The 20,347-nt window shown below is 44.9% G+C and carries 21 protein-coding genes and 1 riboswitch; of the genes, 17 read left to right on the forward strand and 4 right to left on the reverse strand.

Going from position 1 to position 20,347, the window contains the following annotated elements:
- Positions 1 to 122 precede the first annotated feature (122 nt).
- The 3 genes from EDD70_RS04820 (at position 123) to EDD70_RS04830 (ending at position 3,571) form a co-directional block, all read left to right on the forward strand.
- On the forward strand, positions 123 to 1,499 hold the full coding sequence (locus EDD70_RS04820; protein ID WP_092752463.1) for a uroporphyrinogen decarboxylase family protein: 1,377 nt from the start codon (positions 123 to 125) through the stop codon (positions 1,497 to 1,499).
- Between the two features lie 15 nt (positions 1,500 to 1,514).
- Positions 1,515 to 2,441, forward strand: coding sequence for a CobW family GTP-binding protein (locus tag EDD70_RS04825; protein WP_092752461.1), 927 nt, complete (start codon positions 1,515 to 1,517; stop codon positions 2,439 to 2,441).
- A gap of 95 nt (positions 2,442 to 2,536) precedes the next feature.
- Positions 2,537 to 3,571 (forward strand): 2-hydroxyacid dehydrogenase, encoded by a 1,035-nt coding sequence (locus EDD70_RS04830; RefSeq protein ID WP_092752459.1) that lies wholly within the window; start codon positions 2,537 to 2,539, stop codon positions 3,569 to 3,571.
- Positions 3,572 to 3,621: 50 nt separating this feature from the next.
- Here the strand turns inward: EDD70_RS04830 and EDD70_RS04835 are convergent, their stop codons facing one another.
- Positions 3,622 to 3,969 carry a GIY-YIG nuclease family protein gene (locus EDD70_RS04835; RefSeq protein WP_092752457.1) on the reverse strand — a complete coding sequence of 116 codons (348 nt, stop codon included), beginning with the start codon at positions 3,967 to 3,969 and terminating at the stop codon, positions 3,622 to 3,624.
- A 1-nt stretch (position 3,970) separates the two neighbouring features.
- Positions 3,971 to 4,450 (reverse strand): DUF6530 family protein, encoded by a 480-nt coding sequence (locus EDD70_RS04840; RefSeq protein WP_092752455.1) that lies wholly within the window; start codon positions 4,448 to 4,450, stop codon positions 3,971 to 3,973.
- Between the two features lie 168 nt (positions 4,451 to 4,618).
- On the opposite strand from EDD70_RS04840, the gene EDD70_RS04845 reads away from it, so the two are divergent.
- The gene (locus EDD70_RS04845) at positions 4,619 to 4,930 is read left to right on the forward strand and encodes a hypothetical protein (RefSeq protein WP_092752453.1); all 312 of its coding nucleotides are present in this window, start codon (positions 4,619 to 4,621) and stop codon (positions 4,928 to 4,930) included.
- Between the two features lie 34 nt (positions 4,931 to 4,964).
- Positions 4,965 to 6,695 (forward strand): phosphoenolpyruvate--protein phosphotransferase, encoded by a 1,731-nt coding sequence (gene ptsP / locus EDD70_RS04850; RefSeq protein ID WP_092752451.1) that lies wholly within the window; start codon positions 4,965 to 4,967, stop codon positions 6,693 to 6,695.
- A gap of 47 nt (positions 6,696 to 6,742) precedes the next feature.
- Here the strand turns inward: ptsP and EDD70_RS04855 are convergent, their stop codons facing one another.
- The gene (locus EDD70_RS04855) at positions 6,743 to 7,261 is read right to left on the reverse strand and encodes a peptidylprolyl isomerase (RefSeq protein ID WP_092752448.1); all 519 of its coding nucleotides are present in this window, start codon (positions 7,259 to 7,261) and stop codon (positions 6,743 to 6,745) included.
- Between the two features lie 179 nt (positions 7,262 to 7,440).
- Between EDD70_RS04855 and EDD70_RS04860 the strand changes: the two genes are divergently transcribed.
- Entirely contained in the window at positions 7,441 to 8,832 is a 1,392-nt protein-coding gene (locus EDD70_RS04860) for a D-alanyl-D-alanine carboxypeptidase family protein (RefSeq protein WP_092752446.1), read from the forward strand.
- Positions 8,833 to 8,868: 36 nt separating this feature from the next.
- Here the strand turns inward: EDD70_RS04860 and EDD70_RS04865 are convergent, their stop codons facing one another.
- Positions 8,869 to 10,167: a patatin-like phospholipase family protein gene (locus EDD70_RS04865; RefSeq protein ID WP_092752444.1), complete on the reverse strand. Its 1,299-nt coding sequence runs from the start codon at positions 10,165 to 10,167 to the stop codon at positions 8,869 to 8,871.
- 159 nt (positions 10,168 to 10,326) lie between these two features.
- Positions 10,327 to 10,521, forward strand: a riboswitch (cobalamin riboswitch).
- 141 nt (positions 10,522 to 10,662) lie between these two features.
- On the opposite strand from EDD70_RS04865, the gene EDD70_RS04870 reads away from it, so the two are divergent.
- The 11 genes from EDD70_RS04870 to cobK are packed head-to-tail and all read left to right on the forward strand — an operon-like array spanning position 10,663 to position 20,268.
- On the forward strand, positions 10,663 to 11,409 hold the full coding sequence (locus EDD70_RS04870; RefSeq protein WP_092752442.1) for an energy-coupling factor ABC transporter permease: 747 nt from the start codon (positions 10,663 to 10,665) through the stop codon (positions 11,407 to 11,409).
- A gap of 10 nt (positions 11,410 to 11,419) precedes the next feature.
- Positions 11,420 to 11,725, forward strand: coding sequence for an energy-coupling factor ABC transporter substrate-binding protein (locus tag EDD70_RS04875; protein ID WP_092752440.1), 306 nt, complete (start codon positions 11,420 to 11,422; stop codon positions 11,723 to 11,725).
- 3 nt (positions 11,726 to 11,728) lie between these two features.
- A complete protein-coding gene (gene cbiQ, locus EDD70_RS04880) occupies positions 11,729 to 12,508 on the forward strand; it encodes a cobalt ECF transporter T component CbiQ (protein WP_092752438.1) in 780 nt (259 codons plus the stop codon).
- A 4-nt stretch (positions 12,509 to 12,512) separates the two neighbouring features.
- On the forward strand, positions 12,513 to 13,337 hold the full coding sequence (locus tag EDD70_RS04885; protein WP_092752436.1) for an energy-coupling factor ABC transporter ATP-binding protein: 825 nt from the start codon (positions 12,513 to 12,515) through the stop codon (positions 13,335 to 13,337).
- A gap of 18 nt (positions 13,338 to 13,355) precedes the next feature.
- Positions 13,356 to 14,495, forward strand: a complete 1,140-nt coding sequence (cbiD, locus tag EDD70_RS04890) for a cobalt-precorrin-5B (C(1))-methyltransferase CbiD (protein WP_242943081.1) — start codon at positions 13,356 to 13,358, stop codon at positions 14,493 to 14,495.
- A gap of 12 nt (positions 14,496 to 14,507) precedes the next feature.
- Complete coding sequence (cobI, locus tag EDD70_RS04895) at positions 14,508 to 15,215, forward strand: precorrin-2 C(20)-methyltransferase (RefSeq protein ID WP_092752432.1); 708 nt, start codon at positions 14,508 to 14,510, stop codon at positions 15,213 to 15,215.
- Positions 15,212 to 15,967 (forward strand): precorrin-4 C(11)-methyltransferase, encoded by a 756-nt coding sequence (cobM, locus tag EDD70_RS04900; RefSeq protein ID WP_092752430.1) that lies wholly within the window; start codon positions 15,212 to 15,214, stop codon positions 15,965 to 15,967. The genes cobI and cobM overlap by 4 nt, the downstream gene beginning before the upstream one ends.
- A gap of 33 nt (positions 15,968 to 16,000) precedes the next feature.
- Positions 16,001 to 17,035 (forward strand): cobalt-precorrin 5A hydrolase, encoded by a 1,035-nt coding sequence (locus EDD70_RS04905; protein WP_092752428.1) that lies wholly within the window; start codon positions 16,001 to 16,003, stop codon positions 17,033 to 17,035.
- Positions 17,035 to 18,264: a glutamyl-tRNA reductase gene (hemA, locus tag EDD70_RS04910; protein ID WP_242943133.1), complete on the forward strand. Its 1,230-nt coding sequence runs from the start codon at positions 17,035 to 17,037 to the stop codon at positions 18,262 to 18,264. Before EDD70_RS04905 ends, hemA begins: the two co-directional genes overlap by 1 nt.
- A complete protein-coding gene (gene cobJ, locus EDD70_RS04915) occupies positions 18,261 to 18,998 on the forward strand; it encodes a precorrin-3B C(17)-methyltransferase (RefSeq protein WP_092752423.1) in 738 nt (245 codons plus the stop codon). The genes hemA and cobJ overlap by 4 nt, the downstream gene beginning before the upstream one ends.
- A 28-nt stretch (positions 18,999 to 19,026) precedes the next feature.
- Positions 19,027 to 20,268 carry a precorrin-6A reductase gene (cobK, locus tag EDD70_RS04920; RefSeq protein WP_162840812.1) on the forward strand — a complete coding sequence of 414 codons (1,242 nt, stop codon included), beginning with the start codon at positions 19,027 to 19,029 and terminating at the stop codon, positions 20,266 to 20,268.
- Positions 20,269 to 20,347 lie beyond the last annotated feature (79 nt).

Below are 20,347 nucleotides of genomic sequence, written 5' to 3' on the forward strand. Positions count from 1 at the left end.
GAAAGAATAAATAGTTACAAAAACCCGTTTGATATTACAATCAATACAACCGAAAAACATTATATAATAAAGCTATCAAATAAGTCCGAATTTTGAATCAATAGGTAAAGGGGTAGTATACAATGAGCAAACCAAAAGATTTACTTTTTGCAACATTAAGGCATGAGGCAACCAATGCAGTTCCGTGGGTTCCGTTTGCAGGTGTTCATGCAGGAAAGCTGGTAGGCTACGATGCAACCGAAGTATTAACCGACGGCGAAAAGCTGTACAAGGCACTAATGGAAGTGAACAAACTTTACAAGCCCAACGGTCAGCCCGTTGTATTCGACCTGCAAATCGAAGCTGAAATTTTAGGGTGCGAGCTAGTCTGGACAAAAGACGGCCCGCCGTCTGTCAAAACGCATCCGCTTGAAGATACAACCGATATTCCCTGCAAGTGCACTGTTCCAACCAAAGAAGATGGCAGGCTGCCCATGGTTTTGGATGTAATGCGCCGTATGAAAGTCGCGGTGGGCGATACAACTGCTCTTTACGGTCTTATCTGCGGCCCGTTCACATTGGCTTCGCATCTGCGCGGCAACGACATTTTTATGGATATGTTTGATGATGAAGATTATGTACATAATCTGTTGGATTACTGTACCGAAGTGGGGAAAAAAATCTGTGAATATTACATTGAAGCGGGCATGGATATCATTGCAGTGGTTGACCCGTTGGTTTCGCAGGTTTCGTCCGACCATTTTGAGGAGTTCCTCTCCAAACCGTTCACCGAGCTGTTTGACCATATCCGCAATCTAAAAGCGTTTTCTTCCTTCTTTGTTTGCGGCAATGCAACCAGAAACATCGAGGTAATGTGCAAAACCAATCCCGACTCGATCTCTGTGGATGAAAATGTGGATTTAGTTAAAGCAAAAGAGATTACCGACCGTTACAACATAGCTATCGGCGGCAATATTCCGCTCACATCGGTTATGCTGCATGGTACACAGCAGGATAACATGAAATATGTAATAGACTTAATGGACAAAATCGAGAACAAGAAAAACCTTATCATCGCGCCCGGATGTGATATGCCGTTTGATATTCCCGTTGAAAACACCATCGGTATTGCACAGGCGGTTTTGCAGCCCGACGATGTACGCGAGATGATTAAAAATTATGTTGCGGTGCAAGAAGATATTCAGGTGGACTTGCCCGACTACGATCATTTGGAGAAAACACTTGTAGAGGTATTTACCCTCGATTCGCTTACCTGCGCTGCTTGCACCTATATGATGGGGGCAGCAAATGTAGCAAAAGAGCATTTTGGTGATGCCATTGATATGGTAGAATATAAGTTTACCAAAAAAGAGAACATTGCACGCTGTGTAAAGATGGGGGTTACCAATCTGCCATGTATCTACATCAACGGCAAGCTGAAATTCTCTTCCATTATTCCCAGCAAAGATGAACTGCAAACTGCCATTGAAACTGCCATTGCAGAAATAAACAGCAAATGATTGCGAGGTGACGATATGACCGGATTGTATCTCATCACAGGATTTTTAGGAGCGGGGAAGACAACATTCCTTAAAAAGTTCATTCGTCAAATGGCAGGGCAACGCATGCGCATTCTTGTCAATGAGTTTGGGCGCGAAGGTATTGACGGCAAGCTGTTATCCGAGTTGGGCGTACTGGTCGATGAAATCAATAACGGTTCCATCTTCTGTTCGTGCCGCCTTGATAAGTTTGAGGCGGTACTTCAAGATGCTCTGATGGATGCTCCCGAACTGATTATCGTTGAGGCTTCCGGTCTGTCTGACCCTACCAATATCCGAAAAATTTTAGCGCAGCAAGATAAATTTGGAGGCATTGAGTTTTTAGGCAGCATCTGTATTGTAGATGCGGTCAACTTGAAAAAGGTATTTGATACTGCGAGAGTATGCAAAAAACAAATCAGTATCAGCGACTTGCTCATCATCAATAAAACCGACCTTGCCGATGAAATGCAAATTGCCGAAACCGAGCAGCTGATTCGCCAATTTTACCCTCATATTGTTATGCACCGCACCAGCTTTGGCGATATGAAACCGCAATGGCTGGAAGAATTGCGGGATGCGGTTAAAGAAGAGGACATGCCGCGGTTTCAAACGAAAGACCTCGGTTTGCAAAAGGCACTCGTAACCATCAAGGATAATATGACAGGATATGAGCTTACAAAGTTTCTTGAAATGTTTGTGGAAGATACCTATCGTATCAAAGGTTTTGTAAAACTTGGCGGTGAGCATTATCTTGTCGATTGTGTAGGCTCTATGGTAGATGTAAAGCCTTATGATGGTTTGGTTGAAAACGGCAACAAAATAGTAGTGCTTGCCGGCCCCGGTATGCCAATGCAAAAAAGTTTAGAAAAGGCTGCCCAATGGTACCGCGATAAGATTGAACGGGTAGAACGAGGCGACTAAACCCCCAATTAAATTTTTCTTTTTGGTATGTTTGTAATTGGCTGTGGGAAACCTTATACTATGTATAAAAATGGGTGCATAGGAGAAGGAGAAAAATGAAAAAAATTGCTTTTTTTGACACCAAGCCCTATGATAAAATTTGGTTTGACCAAATAAAAGCCGATTACGATTTTGAACTGGTTTACTTTGAAGAAAAACTCACCAGCAATACTGCATCTATGGTGCAGGGGTATGACGGAGCCATTGCCTTTGTAAACGATACAATCGATAAAAATGCGATCGAAACGCTTGCTAAAAACGGTGTTGGCATCCTTGCTATGCGCTGCGCGGGTTATAACAACATCGATTTTAAGGCGGCGTTTCAAAAGTTGCATGTGGTTCGCGTACCGGCTTATTCGCCCTATGCAGTTGCAGAGCATGCTATGGCAATGCTGCTTTGCCTTAACCGCAAGCTGCACCGTGCTTTTAACCGTACCCGCGAATATAACTTCAGCCTAAACGGTTTGACGGGATTTGACCTGCACGGTAAAACGGCAGGTGTTATCGGCACAGGTAAAATTGGCCGTGTGTTTATTGATATCTGCCGTGGTTTTGGTATGAACGTTCTTGCGTTCGACCCTTACCCGGCAAAAGACAGCGGTATTGAATATGTAGAGCAGGAAGAATTGTTTGCCCGTGCGGATGTGATTTCGCTACATTGTCCGCTGACAAAAGAAACTGCTCACATCATCAACAAAAAAACACTTGCACTTATGAAAGACGGCGTTGTCCTCATCAACACCTCTCGCGGAGCACTTATTGACAGCGATGAACTGCTGGAAGCAATTAAATCCGGTAAAGTAGGGGGCGCAGCACTCGATGTTTATGAAGAGGAATCCGACCTGTTTTACGAAGATTTTTCAAACACCAACATTCAAGATGATGTGCTTGCACGCCTCATTTCAATGCACAACGTGCTTATCACTTCGCATCAGGCGTTTTTAACCAACGAGGCACTGCAGAACATTGCAGAAACCACGTTGAAAAATCTGGAAGAATACTTTGCAGGCAAATTGCTTCAAAACGAAATTTGCTACCAATGCGACAAGTTGGGTAAATGCGAAAAATTACCTAATGGGCGCTGCTTTTAAAAAATACGGCACTGCAAATCTTTATTGATTTGCAGTGCCGTATTTTTGGTTTAATAAAGCTTATCTTCGCCTAGTTTCTCTCTCCACAGCTCTTCCAGGATTTTCAAATCCTCTTTAAACTCTACAATATTCTGAGTCTCTTTCATTTCAAGCTCTTCTAAAATAGTAAATGTAAATGATCGTGCCCCAAACTCGTTCCAATCTTTTTGCAATTTACTGTTAAAGCATGAACCTGTCATCGACATAAAATTAAAACGGTTCTGCGACCCTTTCAAATCTGTTTCACACATTAACAGCATTTTGCCTGTTACTTTGTTGGTTATTACATAAGCACCACCGGTTATTGCACGCTCTTTATATTCTTTTAAAATCTCTTTTTTACGGGTTTTTACGTCCAAATCAGTACCCCATTTCTTTTAAAATGCGCGAAAGAACGGCAAAACGTTCCCCCAACATCTCATCATCTACTGCCAATGCGTCGCGAAACAATGCAATGTCCTCATCAATATTTTCGTTATCCGTGCACACTGCAACCGTCATAGCGTCACCTTGAATGCCTACGCGGTCGATAACGGGCTGTTCGGTATCATACAATTTAGGGTAGCGGTACGCATCGCGAAAATGCTGCTTGGTGCGGCATATTAATATGGCAAGGTCTATTACACGGTGCAGGGGCAATTCCTCCGATTGACGTGACCATTTTTCGCCTGTATGGCGCCATACCTTTGCAGAAACATCTACTTTACCGCGGTCATTCCATTGTGCAAGCCCCAAAGATAATCCTTTTGCATCCGATTGATAAGCATATCTGCCGTCAACATTTTCGTAATTTTCCGAAACAATTACCGGTTTATGTTTTAACATAGTAGGTATTTTCATTTTACTCATCCTTTATATTTAGTAAATTAGTAAATTAGTAATTTAGTAAAGTATAATATAATGTAAAACTTATGTCAATACATAAAAGAGGTACAGTATTTACAAAAAATACCTATTTTTACAATCTTAAAAATGATACAATAACAATAGGATGAGGAGTGGTGGGTTTTGACAGCAAGACAGATAGAGCAAAACTATGTGGTGATTGCAGACAAGGTGTATCAGCCTGAGGTTGTTCCGGTAGATTATGCGGGCTTTTTGGTATACAATGTAGCTATTACATTTGAAGATGGATTATCCTTTCAAAAATCAAGTTTAGAATTTGATGATAATCAGAATTTATCGGTTGAACTGTGCCAAAAAGTGCTTGCTGCACTCACATCAGCATGCCGCGAGCATTTTAATAAAACGGGGCTGCTGCCCAAGCAAAAATATTATCAGCCTCATATCACTGCTTGTTATTTAAAAGGGAAGCAATAAACTTTTTTAATATGATATTTTTTGATATAGGGAGGTGAAGGAACTGAACACCGTTTGGGGAGTTGGTTCAGCAAGCGGTTGTGCATTGGGAAAAGCGGTTGTATTTACACCAAAACGGCAGATTGTTCCGCGCAGAATAATAACCGACCCTGAGGCGGAGCTGGCTCGGCTGAGCAAAGCACGTGAAGAGTATGGTACAGAGTTATCGTTGCTGTATAAGCAAACTCTTCAAAAAATGGATCAGCCCTCTGCCGATATATTTTTGATGTACAGCATGTTGTTGGAAGATGACGACATTATCGATAACATTGAACAAATGGTACGAACAGAGCATATGAATGCAGATTACGCATTGCAATCGGAAATGAAACGTCTATTCGAGCTTTTTTCTGCTATGGAGGACGAGTACATGCGTGAGCGCAGCTCGGATATCGAAAACATTGCCAACGAGCTGATCATGCGTATGCAGGGTACGAATACCTCGCTTGAAATTAATAAAAGCAAAGGAAAGCAAAATTTAATTTTGGTGGCAGATGTACTTACCCCTGCTGATATCGTAGGGCTCGACCGCAGTTGTATCAAAGGTGTGGTGTCAGAACACGGCAGCATACATTCGCATGCCTCTATTTTGTGCCGTGCCATGGGTATGCCTATGGTTGTTGAGGCTCAAGGTGCTACCTGCTGTATAACCGATGGCGCAACAGTTGCGGTGAGCGGTGATACGGGCGAAGTGGTTTGCGAACCGGATGAGGCAATTATTGAACGCTATATGGCGCAAATTGCAGAGCACGATAAACAACGCCACCGTTACGAAAAGGCGGCAGATCTCAAGGCAGTTACGCTGGATGGGCAGGAGCTGCGCGTAACGGTAAACATCTTTAGTGCAGAGGATTTGAATAAAGCCGACTGGGATTTAATTGACGGAGTGGGCTTGTACCGCAGCGATTTTCTTTATCTTTCGGGAAAGGATTATCCAAGTGAAGCCCAATTGTTTCGTGCTTATAAAAGCGCAGCAGAAAAGGCAAAAGGCAGAGATGTGGTGATTTCCGCTTTTGACATCGGGGGAGATAAATGCGCAGATTATATGCAGCTGCCTAAAGAAGAAAACCCGTTTTTAGGCAAAAGGGCAATTCGCATTTGTCTTGAACGCCCCGACCTGTTTTGTATACAACTGCGTGCTGTTCTTAAAGCAAGTGCATATGGCAGGGTAAAATTGCTTTTGCCTATGGTCTCTGGTACAGATGAGGTGAAACAGACGCGGCATTTGCTTTACAGGGTAATGAAGCAATTGAAAAAAGAGAATGTTCATTTTGATGAGCACCTGCCTGTTGGGGTAATGATTGAAACACCTGCTGCGGTTATCACTAGCGACGTTTTGGCAAAAACAGCAGATTTTTTTAGTATTGGTTCCAACGACTTAACCCAGTTTGTTTTGGCGGCGGACCGTCTGAACCCTCAGGTAGAAAAGTTGTACGATGTTTGCAGTCCATCGGTGCTTCGAAGTATTGCGTTAGTAGTACGCAATGCACAAAAACATAAAATCCCCGTGTCTATTTGCGGCGAGGCTGCGGGCGATACCGAATTGATACCTCTTTGGGCGGCGCTGCGTATCAATGAACTCAGCGTTTTGCCTTGTGATGCGGCACAGGTAAAGTATCATGTGCGCCAGATGCACTGTAACGGCATACGTGCATCTTTAGACGAAGTTTTGTGCTGTACCTCAGCGGATGATGTGCGCAGGCTCTTAAAAAAATTTTCACAATAAAAAACAGGGCTTCTCATTGAGAAGCCCTGTTTTTGTTTGTAGCAATCTTATATGGTTTCGGGTTCATCGTAGGTTTCGCCAAAAGTGTCTACGGTCACCTTTTTCATGCGTTGGTCTTCATAAGGCTTGTCACTGCGGTCACGCGGAACAGCCACAATGCGGTCAGCCTCTTCAATGCCCTCAATCACCTTGCCGAAAGCAGCGTATTGGCCATCCAGAAAAGGTGCATCGTCAACCATAACGAAAAACTGTGAGCCTGCGCTGTTGGGGTTCTGTGCACGAGCCATCGAAAGCACCCCTTTGGTGTGGGCAAGGTCATTTTTAAAACCGTTTCCGCTAAATTCACCTTTTATCGAGTAACCGGGGCCGCCAATACCAATCCCCTGCGGGTCGCCGCCCTGAATCATAAAGCCGGGGATGACACGGTGAAAAATAACCCCGTCATAAAAGCCGCGGTTTACCAGTGATACAAAGTTTTTTACGGTATTCGGTGCAATGTCCGGATACAATTCCGCTTTGATCATACCGCCGCTTTCCATTTCAATCGTAACAATTGGGTTTTTCATTGTATAAACCTCATTTCATATTTTAAATAAATATGTTTGTTATTATACCACAAGATTTAGTAATTTAAAATGTAAAACTTTTTTTCGTCATACTATTTTATTTTACACCATTAATTGATATAATAAAAAATACGTGGTTGTCGATTCGCGACAGATAATATGTGTAGGGAGATTTATTTATGTTTAAAAAAATGATTGCATTGTTCATTTCTGCCGCGATAGCGGCTTCTTATACAATAACTGCTTTTGCTGCCGAGGCTTCAACCCCGCCACCCACTGTCGCAGAGGCATACGTGGTGATGGATGCAGAAACGGGACAAGTTTTGATTGAAAAAAATATGAATACAAAAGAGTATCCTGCAAGTATCACCAAGATTTTAACCGTTGCTTTGGGGCTTGAAAAAGGTAAGCTGGAGGACAGCGTAAATGTTACGCAAGATGCCGTATTTGCGATTGAGCCGAACAGTTCTCACATTGCGCTTCAACCAGACGAAATTGTAACAATGAAAGACCTTGTTTATGCAACGATGCTGCCCTCGGCAAACGATGCGGCAAACGTGATTGCAGAACATATCGGCGGTACAATGAAAGATTTTGCCGATATGATGAACCAAAAAGCGGAAGAACTAGGTGCTAAAAACACCCATTTTGTTAACGCAAACGGGTTGCCCGATGATGACCATTATACAACAGCATACGATATGGCGCTTATTACAAAATATGCTATTAGTGTGCCCGGTTTTATGGATGTATTCGGAATGAAGGATACCTATACAATATACCCCACAAACAAGCAGCCAAAAGAGCGTAAGTTTGCTACCGAGCATATGATGCTTGTTGAGTCTAAATTCTACTACGAGGGTACTCTCGGGGGCAAGTTGGGTTGGACACAAGAGGCAAAGCATACCAGTGTTACGCTTGCTGAAAAAAACGGTATGAAGCTAATTGTTGTAGTGCTGAAATCGGACAAGTACGATAAGTTTAAAGATTCCATTGCCTTGTTGGATTACAGCTTTGATAATTTTAAACGCATGTCAATCACCAAAGACAAACTGAAAACGTTTAATATTTCGCATTACCGTTCGGGCGGTTCGGCTGAAAATGTTAATATTTACGGCGAAAAAGAGTACAGTTTTCTTGTGCACAAAAATATGTCGGATGCCGACGTCAGCATAGATTATGATGTTCCAGAATATTATTCCGATGAAAAAATCCATCCTGCTGTTGTTTTTGAAACCAGCAGTATAAGCATGTACGAAAAGATTGGCAGTTACCCCATGGATTATCAAATCCTTGCACTGGATGCCGAAGCAGACTCCACAAATGCCGATGTTCCTAAAAAACCTACCATTACCTCCCAGCTCATAGGTATCCTCAAAGTGATTGGTATCGTGGTGTTATCCGTTCTCGGTCTTGTTGTATTATTGTTTTTGGTTATGCTGATTATTCGTGGCTACAACCAGTTTTGCAAATGGCATCGCCGCCAAAAGCGTATAAAACGTATTCAGCAATATGATGACCCCGATATTATTACAAGGCCATTGCCGCCTGCTACAAGACGTAAAAAATAAAATCAACCGCCACCGGCAGAAGCCGATGGCGGTTTTTTACACTAAATTTTGCAATACAAGGTAAGCGCCGCCGAAAAAAGCATCCGGCATAATCGTAACATTGGTAAGCAGTTTTTGAGTATCTTGTGTTTTAAGTATCTCTTTAATCACCAACGCCGCGTATTTTGTACGTACACGCTTATTAAACAGGGTTGTGGTGTCACGCAGAGTATCCAAAATGCCTTGTTTATTATCGGTACTGCCTTTCAATTTATCTGGTATTTGTACGGCGTCAACCTCTTTTTTTAAGCGTTTCAGCCATATATCTTGCGAATAGATTTTTTCGCTGCTTAACCCAAAGGTTTCTCCCGCAACTTCAGCACAAACCAAAGCGATGTTGCTTGTGTTAGTTTCAGTAACGCCCCGTTCTACCAAAAATTTTGTAATACGTCCCCAAAACATCTTGTCCAGCATCGAATTTTTATCTGTTGTATTATGGAGTAATATTCCTGCTTCTTCGGCTTTTTTACTAAAATCTTGGGTTAGTTTTTTAGCAAACCCGCAAATAAATGTGTACGCATGTCCATCGTAAGCGCCGTATGCTTTCAGTGTATCCAAATAGCCCAATCGTATGTTGCGCCGTATGGTCATACGGTCGAACACCAGTGTTGGGCCTAAATCCCAGTATGAGCGGATGAGCTTTACCTGCCTTGCCAGACGGAGCTCTTCTTTTTTAACAACACCAAATGCTTCCAAATCCACTGCAATAATGTTTGTTGCCCCGCGTGCCAACGCCATTTTAACAGGCAGATTGTCATAATATGCACCGTCAATATAACGTATGCCGTCTATCAAATAGGGCTTTATGGCAGGGTAGATGGATGCACTTGCAAGGATGTAATCAATCATTTTGCCTTTCGGCATTTCATTTTTGTAAAGCTCATGAGGTTTGCGAGAATCCATTTCCATAGTTACCACACCATAATCAATGGGAGATGAACGGATTTTTTCTTCATCAAAATAAGAGCTTAATGTTTCTTTTAAGGGGTTGCTGCCTGTACCGCCGTGTTTGATAAAGTTGCGTACAAACGTACGGTAGGTTTGCACTACTTTTTGCCGTACATTTTGCTGTTCGTCAATCTGTACATCAAACACATGGCTGGTTTCTATTTTATCCCAAAGCGCAACTGCTGTTTCGTAGTCCCCCTGTGTAATTAGCGAGCCATTGATTGCGCCTATGGATGTGCCCGTTACAATGTCTATGCCAATATCCATCTCGCGCAATGCCTGCCAAACCCCCAGCTCGTACGAGCCGCGCGAGCCGCCGCCAGCCAAAACCAGTGCAGTTTTACCCAAATTGCATACCCCCTTTTTGTTATTATATTACCACATTATACCACAACAGACAATGCAAATCCTTGCAATATAATCATGCTAATCACAATATATTGTAGTTTATCGTAAGATATTCCCTTGACAGTTTGTACTTATTTAGGTACAATTTTAGTGATAAAATATATAATTACAACTGTAGGTCACATATTGCTTTTAGGCAGTATGTTGAAATGGGAAGTCGGGTGAAAATCCCGCGCAGGGCCGCTGCTGTAAGTGCGGAGTGCCGATCAAAATGTCACTGGAGAAATCCTCTGGGAAGGCGTATCGGTGTGAAGATGCACAAGCCAGAATATCTGCCTACAGTTTATAAATGCGTACAGTTCTGCGGTAGCCAGCGTACGTTTTGAAAATTTTGAATGTAGATTTTCATAACACCGCTTTGGCATGTGCAGATGCTGGGGCGGTGTTTTATCATGTATGCGAACTTGACCTAAAAAAGAAAAAGGAGAATGACGAATGAACAAGTCGCAAAAAAACATCTTAAAAGCATCTATCCTCGTGTCCATGATGATGCTCAGTTCAGTGCCTGCCTATGGTATGCACATTGCAGAGGGAATGCTCCCTGCTAACTGGAGCCTCATATGGAGCGCAATTTTCCTCCCGTTTTTTGTATGGGGCTTTTTAGCCATCAAAAAGCAGTGTGCGGGTAACAACCGTATCAAAATGCTTTTGGCAATGTCGGGTGCTTATTGCTTTGTACTCTCTGCTTTAAAAATGCCTTCTATGGTAACGGCAAGCTCATCTCACCCAACGGGTACAGGGCTTGGTGCTATCTTGTTCGGTCCGGCTGCAATGGCAGTGCTGGGGTTTATTGTATTACTGTTTCAGGCAATTTTGCTTGCACATGGCGGGCTTACCACACTCGGTGCAAATGCTTTTTCCATGGCTGTAGCAGGGCCCTTTGTAGGCTATGGGGTATATCTGCTTGCTAAAAAGTGCAAAGCACATAAAAACGTTCAGGTGTTTTTAGCGGCATTTGTGGCGGATTTGTTTACCTATGCAGTCACGGCAACTCAGCTTGCACTTGCGTTTAACAACGAAAGTGTTAGCTTTATGCAGTCTTGGGGCAAATTTATGGGTATTTTTGCAATGACACAAATCCCTCTTGCCATTGTCGAAGGTATTCTGACTGTACTTGTTTACAATGCAATTGCATCGCTTTGTTCCGATGAGCTCAATACGCTTTGTGTTACCGTGAAATAGGAGGGAAAAAATGAATACGAAAACGAAAAAGATTTTAGGTGTAATTTTAGCACTTGCTGTTTGCGCGGGTATTCTTATTTATCCGCTACTTACGATAAAAGATTCTGAGTTTGGCGGGGCAGACGGCGCCGCAGACGAAATTATTACTTCCATCGATACTGAATATGAGCCGTGGTTTGAGCCTATGTGGGCGCCTCCGGGCGGCGAAACCGAAAGTTTGTTGTTCTGCTTGCAGGCTGCGCTGGGTTCCGGAGTATTCTTCTTTTGCATCGGTTATCTCACAGCCAGCAAGAAGTATAAAAAGAAGGATCAATAATTAATGATTACAATGGATCGGCTCGCATACAGTTCCAAGATCAAGGATGTGAGCCCCGCTTTTAAGGCGGGGCTTTCCATCTCTGCGTTAGTGTACACATTATTGGTGGACAATGCTCTGTTTTCCATCGGCATTTTTGCGTTAATGGCGCTGCTTTGTACCCTGCTTTCGGGGCTGCCGATGCGCCGATTTTTAAAAATGTGTGCCATTCCGTTTGGCTTTTTACTAATAGGTACAGTAACTATTTCGGTAGGTTTTTCTCCTGTGCCTGTCGGATTTATCAGCCTGCCTTTTTGGGGCAATTATCTTGTCATAACACAAGCAGGTGCCATACTGGCTGTCAATGTATTTTTAAAATCAATGGCAAGTATTTCGTGCCTGTATTTTTTATATGTATCCACACCGATTGGCTGTTTGCTCGGTCTGCTCGACCGTATGCATACCCCAAAACTGCTTACAGAACTCATGATGATGATTTATCGTTTCATTTTTATCCTAATCGGTATGGCAGAACAAATGGCGCTGGCGCAAAAAGCGCGTTTGGGCAATATTACCTACGGTGCGTCTTTTCGCTCCATCTCGGTACTTGCATCTTCGGTGTTTGTAGGGGCGTTTCAAAAATCTACAAAACTATACGATGCTATGGAATCGCGCGGGTACAATGGCGACTTTGCTTTTACCGGTGAACTTGCCGGTATGAGCAATAGGCAAAAAACAGTATTGGCAGTGTACGAGCTGGTGCTCCTTGTCACAGCGGTTCTTACCAAATTGATTGCGGGGTAACACATTGAAGACAATACTATCTATACAAGATTTAAAATATACCTATCCCGATGGTACCACGGCACTCAAGGGTGTTAGCATTGATATTGAACTCGGAGAGCGTATTGCGGTACTTGGTTCAAACGGCTCGGGCAAAAGTACGTTGTTCCTTTGTCTTAACGGGGTTCACAAAGCACTTTCGGGCAGCATTTTGTTTGATGGTAAGCGGATGACCTACGATAAAAAAGGGCTGATTGAAATGCGAAAAAATGTTGGCATTGTGTTTCAAGACCCTGAAACGCAGCTGTTTTGCGTAGATGTTTACCAAGAAGTTGCATTTGGCCCCCACAACCTGGGGTACAGCAAAGAACAGGTACATAACTGTGTAATGCAAAGCCTTGATGCAATGGATTTGATGCAGTTTAAGGACAAGCCACCCCATTTTTTAAGCGGCGGACAGAAGAAACGTGTTTCGGTTGCATCGGTACTTTCGATGAACCCGCAGGTGATTTTGTTTGATGAGCCCACCTCAGCGCTTGACCCGATTCATGCGCAGCGTTTGATGCAGGAAATTAATAAGCTCAGCGCCGAAGGCATCACCATACTAATGGCTACGCATGATGTTAATACCGCTTACGCTTGGGCAGACAGGGTTTTGGTATTGGGCGACGGCAAAGTACAGGCAGCGGGTACGCCACCGGTTGTATTTAGCGACTTGCCTTTGCTCGAAAAAACAGGCTTGCAAATACCGTTTGTGCTGCGTATGTACCAAAAACTTTGTGAAAAAGGCATGCTTGCAAAAGCACAAACGCCCCCCAGAACCATAGAAGAATTAGAAAACTTGTTTTAATAAAGGATGGTGCGAGCAGTGGAGAAGTATTGTTATGTTGATAACAAAAAGTTGCGATATGGGTACACCACAGGCTCATGCGCAGCTGCGGCGGCAAAGGCAGCTGCGCTGATGCTTTTATCGGGGCAGGAGGTTACTCATATTAACCTGATGACACCCAAGGGCTTTTCGCTTGCACTGCATGTTCATAACCCGTCACATGGTGAGGATTATGCCATGTGCGCCATCCAAAAAGACAGCGGAGATGACCCGGATATTACAAACGGGATTCTCGTTTACGCAAAGGTTTCTTATGCCGAAAAAGGCATTACAATTGACGGCGGGATAGGCGTTGGCAGGGTAACCCGCGCAGGGCTGGAATGCCCAGTGGGGTCTGCTGCCATCAACCGCGTGCCCCGCCGTATGATTGAAGATGCAGTGCTTGAAATCTGTGAAGAGTGCGGCTACGGCGGTGGAATTGCCGTAGAAATTATTATTCCCGATGGGGCGGAGATTGCAAAAAAAACATATAACCCCCGTTTGGGCATCGAGGGCGGCATCTCGGTGCTCGGCACCACTGGTATTGTTGAGCCCATGAGCGAACAGGCACTGATTGATTCCATCAAGGTGGAAATGAAGATGCTCAAGGCAAACGGTGCGCAGTATATTGTAGTAACACCGGGCAACTATGGCGAGGTGTATGCGCAGAACACACTGCACATTGATTTGTGCAACGCTGTAAAATGCAGTAATTTTGTGGGCGACGTGCTGGATTTTGCGGTGCAGCTTGAGCTGAAAGGTGTACTGCTGGTGGGGCATTTGGGCAAATTTGTAAAGCTTGCGGGCGGGGTATTCAACACCCACTCCCGCTATGCCGATTGCCGTATGGAAATTTTAACAGCACACAGTGCGCTTGCAGGTGCACAAATCCCTTTACTCCAGCATCTGATGGGATGCATCACCACCGATGAAGCCGTCGAACTTTTAGAAACGGCTCATTTAAAAGAGAAAGTAATGCAGAGCATTCTGCAAAAGATAGATGACCATATCAAGGCAAGAACTTACGGCGAACTGCAAATTGGCGCTGTGCTGTTCTCAAACCGTTACGGTACACTTGGGATGACCGCCGACGCGCCAAAATTAATGCAGCATTTTCATATCAACTCAACAAAAGGATAGGAGAAAAAAGCAATGAACGGAACATTATACGGCATCGGGGTAGGCCCTGGTGACCCTGAGCTGATTACCATGAAGGCGGTTCGTACTATAGAGCACTGCGAGATTGTTGCGGTACCTAAAACCGGTGACGGCGAGGGTGTTGCGCTGCAAATTGCGCGCGGTGCAGTGCCAAATCATCTTGAAAACAAGAAAATTATCGAGCTGTATATGCCTATGACGCGCGACAAATTTCTGCTCAATAAAAACTATGATGAAAGTGCAAAGGTAATTGCCCAGTTGCTTAAAGAGGGTAACAATGTTGCATTTTTAACGCTTGGCGATTCGACAATTTACTCTACTTACACTTATATCCATAAACGCATTATTGCAATGGGGCTGGCAGCACAATTTGTGGCAGGGGTTCCGTCATTTTGTGCGGTGGCAGCAAGGCTGAATGTACCGCTTACCGAGGGTGCACAGCCGCTTCATGTGCTGCCTGCTTCGTATAAAGGCGCAGAATCGGGTTTGGATATGCGCGGTACTAAGATACTTATGAAAACAGGGAAAGCTTTTGATGAAGTTAAGCAACAGCTCAAAGCCCGCGGGCAGATGAAACACGCGCAGATGGTGCAAAAGTGCGGGATGGAGGGCGAGCGGGTTTTCTGTAATCTGGATGATGCCGATGACGGAGCAAGCTATTTTTCGGTGATTGTGGTGAAAGATGAGGGGGATGAAGCATGATACATTTTGTAGGTGCGGGCAGCGGTGCCCCCGATTTGATTACCGTACGCGGTCAGCGCTTGTTACAGCAGGCAGATGTTATTATCTACGCGGGCTCACTGGTAAACCCTGCCTTACTTGACAACGCAAAAGCGGGCTGCGAAATATACGACAGTGCAAAAATGACGCTTGAGCATGTGCTTGAGGTTATGACTGCGGCGGAAAAGCAAGGCAAAACCACAGTGCGCCTGCACACGGGCGACCCATCCATTTACGGTGCTATCCGCGAACAGATGGATTTATTGGATGAGGCGGGTTTTGATTACGATGTTACCCCCGGTGTTAGCTCGTTTTGCGGGGCAGCGGCGGCACTCAAAGCCGAATATACTTTGCCCGATGTTTCGCAAACCGTTATTATCACGCGTATGGCAGGCAGAACACCGGTACCCGAAAAAGAAGAAATCTCACTTCTTGCGTCTCACGGTGCAACGATGGCGATTTTTCTTTCTGCCGGTATGCTCGAGCAGCTTCGTGAACGTCTGCTGAAGGGCGGTTACACCGAAAATACCCCGGCAGCCATTGTGTATAAAGCAACATGGCCCGATGAAAAACAGGTCATTGGTACCGTGGGCACGTTGCCCCAGATGGCAAAAGAACACGGTATTTCTAAAACAGCGCTTATCCTCGTAGGCGGTTTTCTCGGTGACAAATACGAGCGGAGCAAGCTTTACGACCCTGCCTTTACCACCGAGTTCCGCAAGGCTACAAAATAATATAATAATACTGCATTAGCAAGGGGGAATTGTATGCATTTGTCGCTTATCTCGTTTACCGCAAAAGGCGCGCAGCTGTGCGCCCATATTGCCAAAGGCTTAAGCTTGCGGGGGCAAAGCTGCAGTGCATATACTATGCCTCGCTTTGTTTGTGATACGGGTTTAACCCCTCTTGAAAATAATATAAGCGAGTGGGCAAAAAATGCATTTGCAAATTCTGATGGATTGATATTTGTATCCGCCGTAGGGATTGCAGTGCGCGCAATCGCCCCTTATATCAAAGATAAAACCACCGACCCTGCCGTTGTCGTTATCGACGAACAAGGCGATTTTGTGGTTTCTCTGCTTTCAGGGCATATTGGCGGTGCAAACAACCTTGCGTTGCAGGTAGCGTCTATTGTGGGCGCACAGCCGGTGATTTCTACGGCTACCGACTGCAGGCAGATTTTTGCGGTGGATAGCTGGGCGGTACAGAATCAACTTTATATTGCAGATTTAAAAGCCGCAAAACATATTTCCGCCGCTTTACTTGATGGAAAATCCATTGGTTTTGCAAGCGATTTTGCCTTTGAAGGCGATCTGCCCAAGGGGCTTACACAAAAGCCGTGTAGCGAAATAGGTATTATGGTTTCGCTGGATGAAAACAAAAAGCCTTTTGGCTGCACCTTAAACCTTGTGCCACGTATCATTACGGCAGGGATTGGGTGCAGGCGGGGGACAGAACAGAAAACGATAGAGAGCCATCTGCTCAGTGAACTGCAACGCCATCATCTTTCTCTCTATGCACTGCGGCAGGTTTGCTCGATTGATTTGAAAGCTAACGAGCAGGGGCTTACCGGTTTCTGCCTTGCACATAAATTGCCGTTTGTTACTTATACGGCACAGCAGCTAGAGCGAGTTCAGGGTGAATTTGCATCGTCGCAGTTTGTAACTAGTGTTACCGGTGTAGATAACGTGTGTGAGCGTGCCGCTGTGCTCGGCTCGGGCGGAAAGCTCATTGTGAAAAAGTACGGCGCAAACGGTGTTACTTCAGCGTTTGCATGCGAAGATTGGAGAATACGGTTTTGATGAATATCAAGATGGTCGGTATCGACCACAGCAAAGCAACAATTGAATACCGTGAGTTGTTTTCGTTTACCAAATCTACCGCAGCGGCAGCGATGCAGCGTGTTTTGGCTGAGTTTGGTGTTGAGGGGTGTGTTATCTTGTCTACCTGTAACCGCACCGAACTGTGGCTTAGTTACGAAACCGAGCCGAGCAGAACACCCTACGAAATTCTGTGTGCGGTAAAAAATATAAACCCGCAAGATTACGAAAACTATTTTATCGAACGAAGCGGTGCACAGGCACTTCGTCATTTGCTGCTTACATCCTGCGGGATGAAAAGTAAGGTGTTTGGTGAAGACCAAATCATTACGCAAGTGGGTGATGCACTGGCGCTCTCGCACGATTGCGAATGCTCCGACAGTGTACTGGAGCGGTTGTTTCGTACTGCGGTTACAGCAGCAAAACGGGTAAAAACCACCGTACATCTTACCGCATTGGATTCTTCCGTTGCCACGCGCACTGCAGATTTGCTGCATAAAGAACTCGGCGATTTGCAAGATGTGTGCTGTCTGGTCATCGGTAACGGAGAAATGGGCAGGCTTACTGCCCAAACACTTGTTGAGCAGGGCTGCAATGTTAAAATCACTTTGCGCACTTATAAAACCGGCGAAGTCATCATTCCTTCCGGCTGCTGTGTTGTTCCGTACGATGACCGTTACAAACAGCTTGCACAATGCCGGGTAGTGGTAAGTGCAACTGTAAGCCCGCATCATACCATTAAATACGATGAGGCTTTGCCATACCTTGATGGTTCGCCCAAGTTGATGATAGACCTTGCCGTTCCGCGCGATATTTCATGCGAGCTGGCAAATGTACGCGGGGTTCGTTTATTTGATATCGACAGCCTGGGCGGAGCATCTGTATCGGAAGCTGAAAACGAAGGGGTAGCCCTTGCTAACCGTATTTTAGAAGAATATTACGAGGAGTTTGAAAACTGGTATTATTTCCGCGGGTTAGTACCGAAAATAAACGATATCAGTGCACTTGCAGCCACAGATATTACAGGACGCATCCACAAAACCATTCAGCGGTTAGCAATCGATACCGATGAGCAAGAGCGTCTAAGCCAATTGGTGGAGAATGCATCCATTAAAGTGGTAGCCAAACTGATGTTTGGTTTGCGCGATAATCTTGACCGTGATAAATGGGAAGATTGCATTCAAGGATTAGAAAAGGCGGTACATTCATGAAACTATATGTTGTTGGTTTAGGCCCGGGCAATTTTAACCAGATTACTCCGCGAGCCATTGCAGCGATGGAACAAAGCGACGTAATAGCCGGTTATACCGTATATATTGATTTGATAAAAGAACATTTTCCTAATAAGCAGCTGCTTTCTACCCCAATGAAACAAGAAGTTGACCGCTGTAAAATGGCGATTGAAGAAACGCTCAAAGGCAGCACGGTTGCCATGGTGTGCAGCGGCGATGCCGGCGTTTACGGCATGGCTGGGCTAATCTACGAGCTGGCGCAGAACTATCCGCCTATCGAAATTGAGGTTGTTGCGGGGATTACCGCGGCATGCAGCGGTGCAGCGGTGCTGGGTGCCCCGTTGATACACGATTTTGCGGTTATTTCGCTCAGCGACTTGCTTACACCGTATGAACTAATTGAAAAAAGGCTCGACCTTGCTGCACAGGGTGATTTTGTTCTATGCCTTTATAACCCATCAAGTAAAAAACGCAGCGATTATCTGCAAAAGGCGTGCGATATCGTGCTAAAAAGCCGCGGCGGAGATACTATTTGCGGCATTGTGCAAAATATCGGGCGCGATGGTGAATGTGCGCAGGTATTGCCGCTTTCGCAATTGCGTAACACACAGGTTGATATGTTTACCACCGTTTACATCGGTAATTCCAATACCCAAAATATCGGTGGAAAAATGGTAACACCGCGCGGTTACCGCCATACGTCGAATGGCTGAGTTAAAGCACATAGGGGAGGGAGAACGGATGCAGTTTTTTTTGGTTTTTGCAGGTACCACCGAGGGCAGGCAGCTGATTGAATTGCTTGCAGCTAACCCGTGTAACATTACCGCTTGTGTGGCTACCGATTACGGTGAAGAAGTTCTGCCCGAGCACCCCAACCTTACCGTATTAGCGGGCAGGCGAGGCAGCGATGATATAGAACAACTTTTGCGCGAGCAGCGCTTTGACTGTGTTTTTGATGCAACACACCCTTATGCAACGGCTGTTACACACAATATTCAAACCGCTTGCATTGCAGCCGATACGCCGTATCTGCGTATTTTACGCGAAGAAAGTGCCACGCAAAACTGCACTTATGTACAAAATGCAAAAGAAGCCGCGGAATACTGCAATCGAATCGACGGAAAGATACTGCTTACAACGGGCAGCAAAGAGTTGGACTGTTTTACTACAGTATCCGATTATGCTACACGGATTATTCCGCGCGTACTGCCCACACCCGATTCTCTTTCTCGCTGTATCCAACTTGGTTTTGCAGCGAAAAATATCATTTGCATGCAGGGCCCTTTTAGCACCGAGCTGAACATCGCAACCCTAAAACAAATTGGGGCAGCCTGCCTTGTCACCAAAGATTCGGGCAGTGCGGGCGGCTTTGCAGAAAAATGCGAAGCGGCACGCGCTGTGGGTGCACATCTTGTTGTAATAGGCAGGCCACCGCAAACAAACGGTGTAACCCTGCGCGAACTGCCGAAGATACTGGAACAGCGGTACGGCTATCTGCCCGAAGCAAACATAAATAAACAAGCAAGCCCCTATTTTCCTCTGTTTGTATCTCTTCGTAACAAAGATGTCACGGTGGTTGGCGCGGGCAACATTGCCGCCCGCAGGATGAATACTCTGCTGGGGTTTGGGTGTAAGGTTCAAGTTGTTTCGCCAACGGCAACACAACCAATACAAGCACTTGCAAAAGAGGGGCGAATTACACTTAAACTGCGCGAATATCGGTGTGGAGATTGCAAAGGCTCTGCACTGGCTGTTGCAGCCACTAACAATCGTGCAGTAAACCACAGTGTTTACGAAGAATGCACTGCCCAAAATATACTGGTAAGCGTAGCAGACTGCAAAGCAGAATGCAGTTTCTATTTCCCGGGGATTGTGCAGAGCGGAAACGCTGTTATCGGTATTACGGCAAGCGGAAGTGACCACCATCTAGCTAAGAAAATAACGGATCATATCCGAAAACATATCAGCACTATCATAGATTAAAATTTGACGCAGTTTGCGCCGTTTTCTTTACAGCTTTTCTGAAACTATCAAGTATTTTGAATAGCTGTTTTAGGTAGAA

Source organism: Hydrogenoanaerobacterium saccharovorans, from assembly GCF_003814745.1.
GTDB lineage: Bacteria > Bacillota > Clostridia > Oscillospirales > Ruminococcaceae > Hydrogenoanaerobacterium > Hydrogenoanaerobacterium saccharovorans.

Bases quoted from the DNA above. Each gene is read 5' to 3' on its own strand.
- EDD70_RS04825 (WP_092752461.1), top strand. From the start codon at position 1,515: ATGACCGGATTGTATCTCATCACAGGATTTTTAGGAGCGGGGAAGACA.
- cobK (WP_162840812.1), top strand. From the start codon at position 19,027: ATGCAGTTTTTTTTGGTTTTTGCAGGTACCACCGAGGGCAGGCAGCTG.
- cobI (WP_092752432.1), top strand. From the start codon at position 14,508: ATGAACGGAACATTATACGGCATCGGGGTAGGCCCTGGTGACCCTGAG.
- EDD70_RS04875 (WP_092752440.1), top strand. From the start codon at position 11,420: ATGAATACGAAAACGAAAAAGATTTTAGGTGTAATTTTAGCACTTGCT.
- EDD70_RS04905 (WP_092752428.1), top strand. From the start codon at position 16,001: ATGCATTTGTCGCTTATCTCGTTTACCGCAAAAGGCGCGCAGCTGTGC.
- EDD70_RS04855 (WP_092752448.1), bottom strand. From the start codon at position 7,261: ATGAAAAACCCAATTGTTACGATTGAAATGGAAAGCGGCGGTATGATC.
- cbiQ (WP_092752438.1), top strand. From the start codon at position 11,729: ATGATTACAATGGATCGGCTCGCATACAGTTCCAAGATCAAGGATGTG.
- EDD70_RS04860 (WP_092752446.1), top strand. From the start codon at position 7,441: ATGTTTAAAAAAATGATTGCATTGTTCATTTCTGCCGCGATAGCGGCT.
- hemA (WP_242943133.1), top strand. From the start codon at position 17,035: ATGAATATCAAGATGGTCGGTATCGACCACAGCAAAGCAACAATTGAA.
- EDD70_RS04870 (WP_092752442.1), top strand. From the start codon at position 10,663: ATGAACAAGTCGCAAAAAAACATCTTAAAAGCATCTATCCTCGTGTCC.
- EDD70_RS04820 (WP_092752463.1), top strand. From the start codon at position 123: ATGAGCAAACCAAAAGATTTACTTTTTGCAACATTAAGGCATGAGGCA.
- cobJ (WP_092752423.1), top strand. From the start codon at position 18,261: ATGAAACTATATGTTGTTGGTTTAGGCCCGGGCAATTTTAACCAGATT.
- EDD70_RS04830 (WP_092752459.1), top strand. From the start codon at position 2,537: ATGAAAAAAATTGCTTTTTTTGACACCAAGCCCTATGATAAAATTTGG.
- EDD70_RS04840 (WP_092752455.1), bottom strand. From the start codon at position 4,450: ATGAAAATACCTACTATGTTAAAACATAAACCGGTAATTGTTTCGGAA.
- cobM (WP_092752430.1), top strand. From the start codon at position 15,212: ATGATACATTTTGTAGGTGCGGGCAGCGGTGCCCCCGATTTGATTACC.